Raw genomic sequence first — 12,440 nt, 5'->3', positions numbered from 1 at the left:
GCGCGTGTCTGCGCTCAAGCAGCGAGCCGCCGCGCGGCTCGCGTTAGCGCTCTAAATGCCTAGTGCCGGAAGACGCGCACGCCCGTGAAGGCCATGGCGATGCCGCGTTCGTCGGCGGCGGCGATGACCTCCTCGTCGCGGATCGAGCCGCCCGGCTGGATCACCGCCGTGGCCCCGGCGGCGACGGCTTCCAGCAGGCCGTCGGCGAAGGGGAAGAAGGCTTCGGAGGCGCAGGCCGAACCCTCGGCCAGCGAATGGGCCAGACCCTTGGCCTCGCCCGCTTCCTTGGCGCGGATGGCGGCGATGCGGGCGCTGTCGCGACGGTTCATCTGGCCGGCGCCGATGCCCGCCGTCTGGCCGTCCTTGGCGTAGACGATGGCGTTGGACTTGACGTGCTTGGCCACGGTGAAGGCGAACAGCATGTCCTGGATCTCGGTCGGCGTCGGCTGGCGGCGCGTGACGATCTTCAGGTCGGACGGCTTGATCAGCGAGCGGTCGCGCGACTGGACCAGGAAGCCGCCGGCCACCGAGCGGAAGACCTCGCCGGCGCCGTGCGGGTCGGGCAGGCCGTCGGTGATCAGCAGGCGCAGGTTCTTCTTGGCGGCGAAGACGGCCTTGGCCTCGTCGTCGGCGCCCGGCGCGATGACCACCTCGGTGAAAATGCCGGTGATGGCGCGAGCGTCCTCGCCGTTCAGCGGGCGGTTGACGGCGATGACGCCGCCGAAGGCCGACACCGCGTCGCACTCCAGCGCGCGGGCGTAGGCTTCCGACAGGGTGGCGCCGACGGCCACGCCGCAGGGGTTGGCGTGCTTGACGATGACGCAGGCCGGGGCCTCGAACTCGGCGACCAGTTCATAGGCGGCGTCGGCGTCGGCGATGTTGTTGTAGCCCAACTCCTTGCCCTGGACCTGTTCGGCATAGGCCACGCCGGGACGCTTCTCGCCGGTGCGGTAGAAGGCGCCGGTCTGGTGCGGGTTCTCGCCATAGCGCAGGGTCTGCGCCAGCGAACCGGCGATCGACTTGCGGGCCGGGGCGGCGTCGTTCAGCTGAGCAGCGAACCACGACGACACGGCGGCGTCATAGGCGGCGGTGCGGGCGAAGGCCCGGGCGGCCAGTTGCTTGCGCAGGTTGAGCGAGGTCGCGCCGTCGGCCTTCAGGGCCTCGACGATCAGGCCGATGCTGATCGAGTCGACGGCGACGGCGACGTGGCCGTGGTTCTTGGAGCCCGAGCGGATCATGGCCGGGCCGCCGATGTCGATGTTCTCGATGGCCGCTTCAAAGCCGCCGCCGTCCTCGACCGTCTTCTCGAACGGATAGAGGTCGATCCAGACGATATCGATGGCGCCGATGCCGTGCTCGGTCATGGCGGCGGCGTGGGTCGGGGCGTTGCGCACGCCCAGCAGGCCGCCGTGCACCACGGGATGCAGGGTCTTGACCCGGCCGTCCATCATTTCCGGGAAGCCGGTCAGATCGGCCACGTCCTTGACCGGCAGGCCATAGCCCGCGATCGCCGCCTTGGTGCCGCCGGTCGAGACCAGCTCGACGCCGAGGCCGGCCAGGGTGCGCGCGGCGTCTTCCAGCCCCGCCTTGTCCGACAGGGAGATCAGGGCGCGGACAGGCTTGATCGCGTCCGGGGCGGGCGGAAAGTCGGGAGCGGCGGGCATGGGCGGCGTCCGTTAACAGCTGGGGCGGGGAGATGGCGGGCGCTCTAGCACCCAAGGCCGCCAGCGTCATCCCTTGCCGTGAATCCCGCGCCCGGCCTCAAGGCCGCCTTAGCCCTCGATCCGCTCAAGCTTCGCGGCGAAGAAGCCGTCGACGCCACCGCGTTCGGCCCATTGCGAGGGCAGGATGCGCAGCCACCCTTCGGGGGTCAGTGCCTCGTCGGGGGCGCCGACCTCGCTCGGGACGGCGGGCACGGTGCGGAAGGCCGGGTTGCGGCGCAGGAAGGCGATGATCTGGGTCTCGCCCTCCTCGCGTTCCAGCGAGCAGACGCAATAGACCAGACGCCCGCCGGGCTTCACCTTCTCGGCGGCCACGTCCAGCAGGCGGTGCTGCACGTCGGCCAGCTTGGCGACCTCGGCGGGGCGGGTGGCGCGCAGGACTTCGGGGTTGCGGCGATAGGTGCCGGTGGCGGTGCAGGGGGCGTCCAGCAGCACGGCCTCAAAGGTGCGGTCGTCCTCCCAGTCCTCGACCGGGACGGCGACGACCTCGACCGGCAGGCCGGTGCGGTCGAAGTTCTGACGCAGACGCTTCAGGCGCGCGGGCGAGCGGTCCACGGCCACGACCTCGGCGCCGGCGGCGGCCAGTTGCAGGGTCTTGCCGCCGGGGGCGGCGCACATGTCCAGAACGGTCTCGTCAGCCTTGACGTTCAGCAGGCGGGCGGGGACGGCGGCGGCGGCGTCCTGCACCCACCAGTCGCCGGCCTCGAACCCGGGCCAGCTCGCCACATCGCCGCGCTTGCCGGTGCGGACCGTGCCGCCGGGCAGAACCTCGCCCTCGACGTCCTGGGCCAGAACATCCAGATCGACGGAGGGCTTGGCGCTAAGGTCGGTGGCCGGTTCCTCGCGGGTGGCCAAAGCGAGCCCAATCAGATTGGCCTCGCCATAGGTGGCCTTCCAGCGCGCGGCCAGCCAGTCGGGCAGGTTGGATTCAGCGGTCGTCAGGCCCGGACCGTCTCGATCGACGCCGCGCAGGACGGCGTTGACCAGGTTCTTGTAGGGACGGGTCTTGGCGTCGCGCTCGGCCAGTTTCACCGCGGTCGAGACGGCGGCGAAGGCGGGCGTGCCCAGCACCAGGGTCTGGGCCAGGGCGACGCGCAGGATGGTGCGCACCGGGGCTGGCGGGGCCTTCTGCAGGCGACGATCCAGAATCTGGTCGATCTCGCCCAGACGGCGCAGGGCGGCCATGGCCACGGCGCGGGCGAAGGCGCGGTCGGGTCCGGCCAGATCCTTGGCCGGCGACTGGCTGAGGGCCTCGTCCAGGCCGGTGCGTTTCTCCAGCGCGGCGTTCAGCAGGATGCCGGCGACCAGGCGGGCCTCGACGCCGATGTCGGCGTGAGGGTCCTCGGCCACGACCTCGGGCCGGGCCTCGCGACGCGGGCGCGCCTTTTCAGCCATGCGACGACCGCGCGCGGCCGAGCTTTTGCCCTTGGGCGTACCACCACTCATACGGAAACCTGCGTGCCCAGTTCGACCACGCGGCCGGGAGGGATATGGAAGAAGTCGGTCGGATTGGCCGCGTTGCGCATCAGGAAGATGAACAGCTTGTCCTGCCACAGGGGCATGCCCTGACGCGCCGAGGGCACCACCGAGCGACGGCCGAGGAAGAAGCTGGTCGACATGATGTCGAACTTCAGCCCCTGCTTGCGGCACAGGCCCAGCGCGCGCGGCACGTTCGGCGTCTCCATGAAGCCATAGGTGATGGTCAGACGCTTGAAGTCGTCGCTGATCGGCTCCATCGATACCCGCTGGCTGTCGGCCACGCGCGGCCGGTCGGCGGTGTGGACCGTCAGGATGACGTTCTTCTCGTGCAGCACCTTGTTGTGCTTCAGGTTGTGCATCAGGGCGACGGGCGCCACCTCGGGGTCCGAGGTCAGGAAGATGGCCGTGCCAGGCGCGCGGTGCGGCGGCCGCGCCTTCAGCATCTCGATCAGGTCATGCAGGGGCAGGCTGTCCTTGCGGGTCTTCTCGGTCAGGATCTGCGTGCCGCGCACCCAGGTCCACATGATCAGCACCAGACCGCCGCCCAGCACCAGCGGCATCCAGGCGCCGTCCGGGATCTTGAGCAGGTTGGAGGTCAGGAAGACGCCGTCGATGATCCCGAACGGGATCAGGGTGCCCAGCACCGCCCACATCGGCCATTTCCACTTCTTGGTCACCACCGACCAGGACATCAGGGTGTTGACCAGCATCGTGCCGGTCACGGCCACGCCATAGGCCGCCGTCAGGTTGTGCGACGACTGGAAGGTCAGCAGCAGGAAGAGCACGCCGATCATCAGCAGGCTGTTGACCGCCGGGACATAGATCTGGCCGGCCAGGGTCTCGGAGGTGTTGCGGATGTCGATGCGCGGCAGAAGGCCCAGCTGGACCGCCTGTTGCGTCACCGAGAAGGCGCCGGTGATGACCGCCTGACTGGCGATGACCGTGGCCGCCGTGGCCAGGATCAGCATGGGCCAGTAGATCATCTGCGGCACCATGTTCCAGAACGGGTTGTCCGCCGCGCCGGGGTTGTCCAGCAGGAAGGCGCCCTGGCCCAGATAGTTGAGCGTCAGGCAGGGCAGGACCACGAACAGCCAGCCCTGACGGATCGGCGCCTTTCCGAAGTGGCCCATGTCCGCATAGAGGGCCTCGGCCCCCGTCACGGCCAGGAAGACGCTGCCTAGGATGACGAAGCCGAGGAAGCCGTCCTTGAGCAGCAGTTGGATGCCATAGGTCGGCGAGAGGGCGCGCAGGATCGAGATGTCGTCGAAGATATGGGTCAGGCCCAGGACGCCCAGGCTGAGGAACCAGACGGCGGTGATCGGGCCGAAGAACTTGGCCAGGCCGGCGGTGCCGCGCGACTGGACCAGGAAGAGGGCGATCAGAATGCCCGCCGAGATCGGCAGGATGAAGGGGTCCAGCTCGCCGTTCAGGCCGGGCGCGTCCTTCAGCCCCTCGACCGCAGACAGCACGGAAATGGCCGGCGTGATGACGCCGTCGCTGTAGAAGAGGGCCGCGCCGCAGACGCCGAGGATGAACAGCCAGGCGCTGCGTCGGCCGACCGCATGCTGGGCCAGGGCCATCAGCGACAGGGTGCCGCCCTCGCCCTTGTTGTCGGCCCGCATCAGGAACATGACGTATTTGAACGTCACCACCACCATCAGGGCCCAGAAGGCCAGCGACACCACGCCGATGATGGCCAACTCGCCGCCGACCCCCTTCTGAGCGTGGCCGATGGCCTCGCGCAGGGCGTAGATCGGGCTGGTGCCGATGTCGCCGAAGACCACGCCGATGGCGCCCAGGATCAGGGCGCGATGCGTCGCCTTGCCGTGCCCCTGGGGAGACGGAGTCTGGGCGTTCAGTTGTTCGGAAGCTTTAGCGGTCGACGTCTCGGCGTCGCCGCGGGGCGTGTCCCCGGCCATGCAAATCCTCCGGGTCACGCGGACGGCGCGCCCATCAAGAGCGGCGGGCCTTTAGACCCTTTCCGTCAGCGGTTCAATCGGGCCTCGGTTCCGCCCGTCGCGCCGCCGACAGAATGCGCCGGTCGGCCTTGGCCTGGACCAGAACTACGACGTTGTCTTCAGACGAGGAATCGCCGGGCAGCGCGAAGAGGACGGGGCGGCCGGTCCAGTCGCCCAGACGACGCACCTCGCGCACCACATTGACGTGCCGCACCTGCTGGCCGCGGTTGTCGCCCTGCCGAACCTCGACGGTCTGAAGGCCCGGCTGATAGACGACGGCCAGGATTTCGGCCCCGCCGCGCGGCGGACGGCCCGAGCCGACCCCGACCCGGTCGCCGGTCTCGCGGAACTCGATCTCGGGCGGGTGCAGACGGGCGGCCGCTTCAGCGTCGATAGCGGCCTGAAGTTCTGGCGGGCGGGCGCCCGACAACTGACGCCGACCGTCGACCACCACCTGGGGCGTCGAGACGTTCCTGAGTTTTAATGCCTGACGATAGGCCTGCTGGCGGGCGGCGAACTCGGGTTTGGCGAAGGTGTCGGACCAGCCGAGATAGTCCCAGTAGCCGACGCCATAGGTCAGGGCGATGACGCCCGGCGCGTTCGCCACCGCCTCCAGAGTCCGATTGGCCTCGGGACAGCCGGAACAGCCCTGAGCGGTGAAGAGCTCGACCACCACCGGCTGGACTGTCGCATCGCGCTCGCGCGGCGGCGAGGCGGCGCTGATCAGCAGGCCGACGCTCGCGAGCGCCGCCGTCATCATCCCGAACCTGATCGAACCCCGTGCCGTCATCTGGCGATCCTAGCCCCTCGATCCGTCCGCGCCGCTCATAAAACCGTGAGCGGCGCGGGGGCCTTCTCTCAGTCCATCAGCTGCTGGCTGAGATAGACGTAATGCCGGGCCCAGCGGCGGGCGTTGGCGACCGGGTCGGCGTCGTTGGAGTGACCGCCGGCCGTGTCCTCGAAATAGAGGTGGTCGTGACCCTGATCGCCCAGGCGCGCCGCGAACTTGCGAGCGTGGCCGGGGTGGACCCGGTCGTCGCGCGTATTGGTGGTGATGTAGACGCGCGGGTATTTCGTCTCGGGCCGCAGCTGCTGATAGGCCGAGTAGCGAGCGATGAAGGCGGCGTCGCCGGGGATGCGCGGGTCGCCGTATTCGCCGATCCACGAGGCGCCCGCAGGCAGGTCCTGATAGCGCAGCATGTCGATCAGCGGGCTTTCGATCACCGCCGCGTTGAACAGCTCCGGGTGCTGGGTGATCGACACCGAGGTCAGGACCCCGCCGTTGGACCGGCCATAGATGCCCAGGTGGCGCGGGCTGGTGATCTTGCGCTGCTCCAGATCGCGGGCCACGGCGGCGAAGTCGTCGAAGGCGCGCTGGCGGTTCTCGCGCAGGGCCGCCTGGTGCCAGCCGGGGCCGAACTCGCCGCCGCCGCGGATGTTGGCCTGAACGAAGACGCCGCCGTTCTCAAGCCACAGCTTGCCCATCTCGGGCTTGTAGGCGGGTGGGAAGCTGGCCTGGAAGCCGCCGTAGCCGAACAGTATGGTCGGACCCGTTCCGTCCATCGCCAGGTCCTTCGGGCGGGTGACGAAGTAGGGAATCTTCGTCCCGTCGGTCGAGGTCGCCTCGAACTGCTCGACGACATGGGTCGAGGCATCGAACTTGGCCGGGGCCGACTTCAGTTCGGTCAGGGCCTGCGCTGCAGGACCAGCCGACAACAGGCTGAGAGTCGGCGGCGTCAGGAACCCCTGGCTCGAAACAAACACCTCGCCTCGCGATTTGGAGCTGTCGCCCAAGCCGACAGCGCTATTCGCCGGCACGGCCAACTCGCCGGACCTGTAGGGCTGTTCACCACGGGGCCTGAGGGTAATCAGGCGACCGCGCACATTGTCGTTCAGCGCCACCACCAGACGATCATCCAGAACGGCGACATCCGCCACGGACTGACGCTCTGTGGGCGTGAACGCCTCCACCTGCAGGTTGCCGAAGACGAGGTGAGGGTTCTCGATCTCCAGCCCAGCAAGCGGCGGCGCGACGAGGGTTCCGGCCTTGAAGGATTTGATGGACCCGTTCCAGTCCTCGTCCAGTCCGAACACCAGAGTTCCGGCGAGCATCCCATGGAGGGTCACGCGGTCCGGAATATGGAGGCGAACCGGACGCCCATCCTTCAGCCACCACGTCTCCGAGCGGAAGGTGTCCAGCGGGCGGCTGAACAGGACGGCCTCGACCGCCCCGGCCTTGTCGCGGAAGACCATGGGCGAGACGCCGTAGCCGCCGTCGGACTGCTGGCCGCGATAGACCTCGGTCGCATGGGCCAGCGGATGGCCGCGCTTCAGGGATTTGACGATGAAGGGATAGCCCGATTCCGTCATCGTGCCGGGGCCGAAATCGGTGGCGATCAGCAGGGTGTCGCGATCCAGCCAGGTCAGGCGGTGCTTGCCCTCGGGAATGACGAAGCCGCCCTCAACGAAGGTCTTGGTGGTCAGGTCGAACTCGCGGACGGTCACGGCGTCCTTGCCGCCGTCCGACAGGTTGATCAGGCAGCGGGTCTCGTCCGGCGCCAGGCAGTCGGCGCCCTTGAACACCCAGTCGCGGCCTTCAGCCTTGGCCAGGGCGTCGATGTCCAGCAGGGTCTCCCACTGGGGCTGGGCGGTGCGATAGCTGTCCAGCGTCGTGCGGCGCCAGACCCCCTTCGGGTTGGCCGCGTCCTGCCAGAAATTGCCTAGACCTTCGCCCAGGAAGCTGACGCCGGGAATGCGGTCGGTGGCCGTCAGGATGGCCTCGGCCTGCTGGCGGAAGGGCTCGTAGCGGCGATCTCCGGTCAGGGCCGACAGGGCCTTTTCGTTCGAAGCGGCGACGAAGGCGCGGGCCTCGGCCCCGTCCACCGCTTCCAGCGCCAGATGATCGTCGGCGGCCTTGACCCCCTCGGGCGACAGATCGCGCGGGAAGTGCGGCGGCGGCGCCGATGCGGCGACGACGGCCGGGTCGATCGGCGCATGGGCCAGAGCCGGACCGGCGGCCAGGATCAGCACGGGCAGGGCGGCCGACAGGAAGAGGTGGCGCATGAAAACAAACTCCGCTTTCGAAATCCTCCCTCGCGTCAGCGGGGGAGGGGGACCGCCGTCAGGCGGTGGAGGGGGCGGAACCAGCCTCGGCGTTCGGGGCTCGCCCCCTCCACCACTTCGTGGTCCCCCTCCCCCGTTCGCCAAGGCTCACAGGGGAGGATCGGATAGCGCCTACTGCTTCGCCGGTTCGTCCATCAGGCGGCGCGTCAGATAGGTGTATTCCAGCGCGATGCGGCGAGCCGTTTCGCGCAGGTTGGCGCCGGCCGCGTGGCCGCCGTCGGTGTTTTCATAGAAGAGGACCGGATAGCCCAGCTCCTCCAGGCGCGCCGCCGCCTTGCGGGCGTGACCGGGGTGGACGCGGTCGTCCTTGGTCGAGGTGTGGATGAAGACCTCGGGATAGGGCTGACCCGCCGCCAGGCGCTGATAGGGCGAATACTGCTCGATCCAGGCGCGTTGTTCGGCGATGTCCGGGTTGCCGTACTCGCCGATCCACGAGGCGCCGGCCAGCAGCTTGTGGAAGCGCAGCATGTCGAACAGGGGCACCTGGATGATCGCCGCGTTGATCAGGTCGGGGCGCTGGGTCAGCATGGCCCCCATGAACAGGCCGCCTTGCGAGCCGCCCATGACGCCGAGGTGCGGCTGGCTGGTGATGTTGCGCGCGATCAGGTCCAGGGCCACGGCCTGGAAATCCTCGTGCGCCCGCTGGCGGTTCTCCTGCTGGGCCGCCTGGTGCCACTTGGGTCCGAACTCGCCGCCGCCGCGCGTATTGGCGATGACATAGACGCCGCCGCGCTCCAGCCACAGCTTGCCGACCGTCGGCGAATAGCCGGGCAGCAGCGAGGACTGGAATCCGCCGTAGCCGTAGAGAAGCGTCGGGTTCGACCCGTCCATGACCATGGCGTCCTTATGGACGACGAAATAGGGGATCATCGTCCCGTCGGCCGAGCGGGCCTCGAACTGGTCCACCCGCATGCCGGCGGCGTCGAACTTGGCCGGCAGGGACTTGGTCAGGGCGACGGCGCCCGTGGCCGCATCGGCCAGATAGAGGCTGGACGGGTTCAGGTAGCCGGCGACGCTGACGAAGATCTTGTCGTCCTGCTCCGAAGCCGAGCCGACGCCGACGGTGACGTTCTGCGGCAGGTCCAGACGGGTGCGCGGCCACTCGCCGGTCGGGTTGGGACGATAAACATAGACCGAGCCGCGCACGTTTTCATAAAGGGCCACGACCAGGGTGTTGCGCGTGGCGCTGATGCCCTCGATCGCCTCGCGCTCGCCGGGACGGATCACCAGCCGGGCCGGGGTTTTCGGGTCGGCCAACCAGGCTTGCAGGTTCCAGGCGATGACGTCGCCGGTCTTGAATGCCTGACCCGAGGGCGCGGTCCAGTCCTGATCCGTCGTCACCACCATCTGGCCGGCGACCAGGGCGTTGATGTTGGACTTGAGCGGCAGCTCCAGCTTCGTCGTCGTGCCGTCGGCGTTCAGGCGCCAGGTTTCGCTCTCATAGAAGTTGACGCCGCGGTTCAGCAGCACCGCCTGCACCACGCCGTCGGCGTCGCGCAGGGTGTAGCCCGAGACCGAGACGTCGGTCTTCTGACCGGCGAAGACCTCGACCGCCTGATCGACGCTCTGGCCGCGCTTCAGCAGGCGCACCGTGCGCGGATAGCCCGAATCCGTCAGCGAACCCTCGCCGAAGTCACGCGAGATCAGCAGGGTGTCCTTGTCGATCCAGCTGGCGTCGCCCTTGGATTCCGGCAGGCTGATGCCGCCGTCCACGAAGGTCTTGGTGACGCTGTCGAACTCGCGGATCGTCACCGCGTCCTTGCCGCCGTTCGACAGGGACAGCAGGCAGTAGCGTTCCTCGGGCGGCAGGCAGGTCGCGCCCTTGTAGACCCAATTGGCGCCCTCGGCGGCCGAGAGGGCGTCGATGTCGAGAATGGTCTCCCAGGTCGGCGTCGCGGTGCGATAGGAGTCCAGCGTCGTGCGGCGCCAGATGCCGCGCACATGCTCGGCGTCCTGCCAGAAGTTGTCGACATGGCCGTCATGGGTGAAGCCGGGCGAGGGGATACGGTCAGCCGACTGCACCAGATCCAGCGCCTGCTGATGCAGGGTCTCATAGCGCGGGTCGCCCTGCAGCACGCCGAGCGAGGTCTGGTTGTGGGCCTTGACCCAGTCCATGGCGCGCTCGCCCTCGACCTCTTCCAGCCAGATATAGGGATCGGTCGCGTCGCTGGTCGCGAAGCCCGGCGTGGACGAAGCAGCGGCGGGGGCGGGCGTGTCGGACGAGTGGGCCATGGCGACGGGAGCGGCTCCGGCGGCGAGAAGAAGGGCGGCGGCGGACGCCAGAGTGCGGATCATGTTTCATTCCCCAACAGAATTCCGGCGGCACCTTGGCGACGACCCGGGCGCGCGGCAAGCGGCGGAAATCTTACAAGCCTGTCATCTTTAGTCGCAGGGGGATCAGGCGCCGTCGTCCGGAATGCACAGGATCTGGCCGCAAGCCTTGCAGTGAACGGCGTCAGGGTCGTGCTTCTGCAGGCCGCAGACCGGACAGGGGAATTTCACCTTGTGTGGCCGGATCAGGGTCTGGGCCAGGCGAATGAACAGGGTGATGCCCACCAGCATGACGACGATGGAGATGACCCGGCCCCAGTTGCCCGGCAAGGTGATGTCGCCGAACCCCGTGGTCGTCAGGGTGGCGACGGTGAAATAGAGGGCGTCGAGATAGCCATTGATATGCTCGGCCTTGCCCCGGAAATAGGCATAAACGAAGCCGGTCACGACAAAGACGAAGGTGATCAGGGCCGCCAGCGCCCGAGTGATCTCTTCGACCCGCGTGTCGTCGAAACGCCGGCCGATGGTGCGCCAGAACAGGTCGCTGTTCAGCAGGCTCCACAGCCGCAGCAGCCGCAGGAAGCCGAGGTTGGCCAGCCAGACCGGGAACAGCAGGGTCGCCAGCACGAACAGGTCGACCCAGACGATCGGCCGTTTCAGCCAGTCGCGGATGTCGGAATAGGCATAGGCGCGCGCCGCCAGGTCCAGGCCCAGGACGGCGGCGATAAGATAGTCCGCGACATAGAAGACCCAGCCCGCCTCCTTGAGGATCGGCGTCGCCAGGAAGAAGGCGATGATGGCCAGATCGATGACGATGACCATCAGGCGGAACTTCACCGCCCTGGGCTGGGTCCCATGATAGAGGTAGCGCAGCCGCGCCCGCAGCCGCAGACCGCGATGTTCCTGAATTTCAGCCTGTTCGCTCGCCATCGCCGCCAGCGATACATGAACCGCGGAAAAATCCTATATGAACCCAGACATGACCCAAGCCGCCCGCCCCTACATCCGCATGAACGGCGCCGGAAACGCCTTCATCGTCGTTCAGGCCTTTGAAGCCCCGTTTCATCCGACCGAGGCCGAAGTGCGCGCCCTGGCCGATCCGGCGGCAGGCCTTGGCGGCTTCGACCAGCTAATCGGGGTCGAGCCCTCCGAGACGGCCGACGCCTTCATGCGCGTGTGGAACGCCGACGGCTCGATGGTCCAGACCTGCGGCAACGCCTTACGCTGCGTCGGCTGGCTGCTGCTGGAAGCGACGGACAAGGAAGAGGTGGTCATCGACACCCTCGGCGGGCCGACGACGGCGCGACGGGCGGGCGATCATCAGGTCACCGTGGACATGGGCGCGCCCCGTCTCGACTGGTCCCAGGTGCCGCTGGCCGAGGAGATGGACACGCGCGGCATCGAGCTGCAGGTCGGGCCGATCGACGCGCCGCTTCTGCATACGCCCGGCGCGGTCTCAATGGGCAATCCCCATGTGGTCTTCTTCACCGACCAGCAGGATGATGCCTTTGTGCGCGGCTCGGGCTCGCTGGTCGAACACCACCCGCTCTTTCCCGAGGGCGTCAACGTCGGCTTCGCCAGGGTCATCGACCGCGACCATATCCGGCTGCGGGTCTGGGAACGCGGTGCGGGCCTGACCCTGGCCTGCGGCACCGGCGCCTGCGCCGCCCTGGTGGCCACGGCCCGGCGCGGCCTGACCGACCGCAAGGCCACCGTCGTGGTCGACGGCGGCGAGCTGACCATCGACTGGGACGAGGTCTCGGGCCACGTCTTCATGACCGGCCCGGTCGAGATCGAACGTACAGGGCTTTTGCCACAAAGCTGAGCAATCGTCGGCTTGACGCTGCGTCAACGGTTGTCCCCACCCGTCCCAGGATCTAGGAACGAC

8 protein-coding genes are annotated in these 12,440 nt (G+C 68.3%); 1 reads left to right on the top strand and 7 read right to left on the bottom strand.

Annotated features, from left to right (window positions below):
- Positions 1-59: 59 nt before the first annotated feature.
- The 7 genes from purH to ACIQTU_RS00605 form a co-directional block, all read right to left on the bottom strand.
- Positions 60-1,664 carry a bifunctional phosphoribosylaminoimidazolecarboxamide formyltransferase/IMP cyclohydrolase gene (gene purH, locus ACIQTU_RS00635; RefSeq protein ID WP_400540812.1) on the bottom strand — a complete coding sequence of 535 codons (1,605 nt, stop codon included), beginning with the start codon at positions 1,662-1,664 and terminating at the stop codon, positions 60-62.
- Between the two features lie 108 nt (positions 1,665-1,772).
- Positions 1,773-3,116 (bottom strand): RsmB/NOP family class I SAM-dependent RNA methyltransferase, encoded by a 1,344-nt coding sequence (locus ACIQTU_RS00630; protein WP_400540809.1) that lies wholly within the window; start codon positions 3,114-3,116, stop codon positions 1,773-1,775.
- Positions 3,117-3,163: 47 nt separating this feature from the next.
- Positions 3,164-5,119 carry a potassium transporter Kup gene (locus tag ACIQTU_RS00625; protein WP_400540806.1) on the bottom strand — a complete coding sequence of 652 codons (1,956 nt, stop codon included), beginning with the start codon at positions 5,117-5,119 and terminating at the stop codon, positions 3,164-3,166.
- 73 nt (positions 5,120-5,192) lie between these two features.
- Positions 5,193-5,948, bottom strand: a complete 756-nt coding sequence (locus tag ACIQTU_RS00620) for a DUF1223 domain-containing protein (protein WP_400540803.1) — start codon at positions 5,946-5,948, stop codon at positions 5,193-5,195.
- 68 nt (positions 5,949-6,016) lie between these two features.
- The gene (locus ACIQTU_RS00615; RefSeq protein ID WP_400540800.1) at positions 6,017-8,221 is read right to left on the bottom strand and encodes a prolyl oligopeptidase family protein; all 2,205 of its coding nucleotides are present in this window, start codon (positions 8,219-8,221) and stop codon (positions 6,017-6,019) included.
- Between the two features lie 171 nt (positions 8,222-8,392).
- Positions 8,393-10,576 carry a prolyl oligopeptidase family protein gene (locus ACIQTU_RS00610; protein ID WP_400540797.1) on the bottom strand — a complete coding sequence of 728 codons (2,184 nt, stop codon included), beginning with the start codon at positions 10,574-10,576 and terminating at the stop codon, positions 8,393-8,395.
- A 102-nt stretch (positions 10,577-10,678) separates the two neighbouring features.
- A complete protein-coding gene (locus tag ACIQTU_RS00605; protein WP_400540794.1) occupies positions 10,679-11,482 on the bottom strand; it encodes a potassium channel family protein in 804 nt (267 codons plus the stop codon).
- A 49-nt stretch (positions 11,483-11,531) separates the two neighbouring features.
- Between ACIQTU_RS00605 and dapF the strand changes: the two genes are divergently transcribed.
- The gene (dapF, locus tag ACIQTU_RS00600) at positions 11,532-12,377 is read left to right on the top strand and encodes a diaminopimelate epimerase (RefSeq protein WP_400540791.1); all 846 of its coding nucleotides are present in this window, start codon (positions 11,532-11,534) and stop codon (positions 12,375-12,377) included.
- Positions 12,378-12,440 lie beyond the last annotated feature (63 nt).

The organism is Brevundimonas sp. NPDC090276 (assembly GCF_044772165.1).
Lineage (GTDB): Bacteria > Pseudomonadota > Alphaproteobacteria > Caulobacterales > Caulobacteraceae > Brevundimonas.
The sequence above is the reverse complement of the archived record's forward strand: the minus strand, read 5'-3'. Positions and strand labels throughout refer to the sequence as shown.

Excerpts from the sequence above, each read along its gene's own strand:
- purH (WP_400540812.1), bottom strand. The coding sequence starts at position 1,664 with ATGCCCGCCGCTCCCGACTTTCCGCCCGCCCCGGACGCGATCAAGCCT.
- ACIQTU_RS00630 (WP_400540809.1), bottom strand. The coding sequence starts at position 3,116 with ATGGCTGAAAAGGCGCGCCCGCGTCGCGAGGCCCGGCCCGAGGTCGTG.
- ACIQTU_RS00625 (WP_400540806.1), bottom strand. The coding sequence starts at position 5,119 with ATGGCCGGGGACACGCCCCGCGGCGACGCCGAGACGTCGACCGCTAAA.
- ACIQTU_RS00620 (WP_400540803.1), bottom strand. The coding sequence starts at position 5,948 with ATGACGGCACGGGGTTCGATCAGGTTCGGGATGATGACGGCGGCGCTC.
- ACIQTU_RS00615 (WP_400540800.1), bottom strand. The coding sequence starts at position 8,221 with ATGCGCCACCTCTTCCTGTCGGCCGCCCTGCCCGTGCTGATCCTGGCC.
- ACIQTU_RS00610 (WP_400540797.1), bottom strand. The coding sequence starts at position 10,576 with ATGATCCGCACTCTGGCGTCCGCCGCCGCCCTTCTTCTCGCCGCCGGA.
- ACIQTU_RS00605 (WP_400540794.1), bottom strand. The coding sequence starts at position 11,482 with ATGGCGAGCGAACAGGCTGAAATTCAGGAACATCGCGGTCTGCGGCTG.
- dapF (WP_400540791.1), top strand. The coding sequence starts at position 11,532 with ATGACCCAAGCCGCCCGCCCCTACATCCGCATGAACGGCGCCGGAAAC.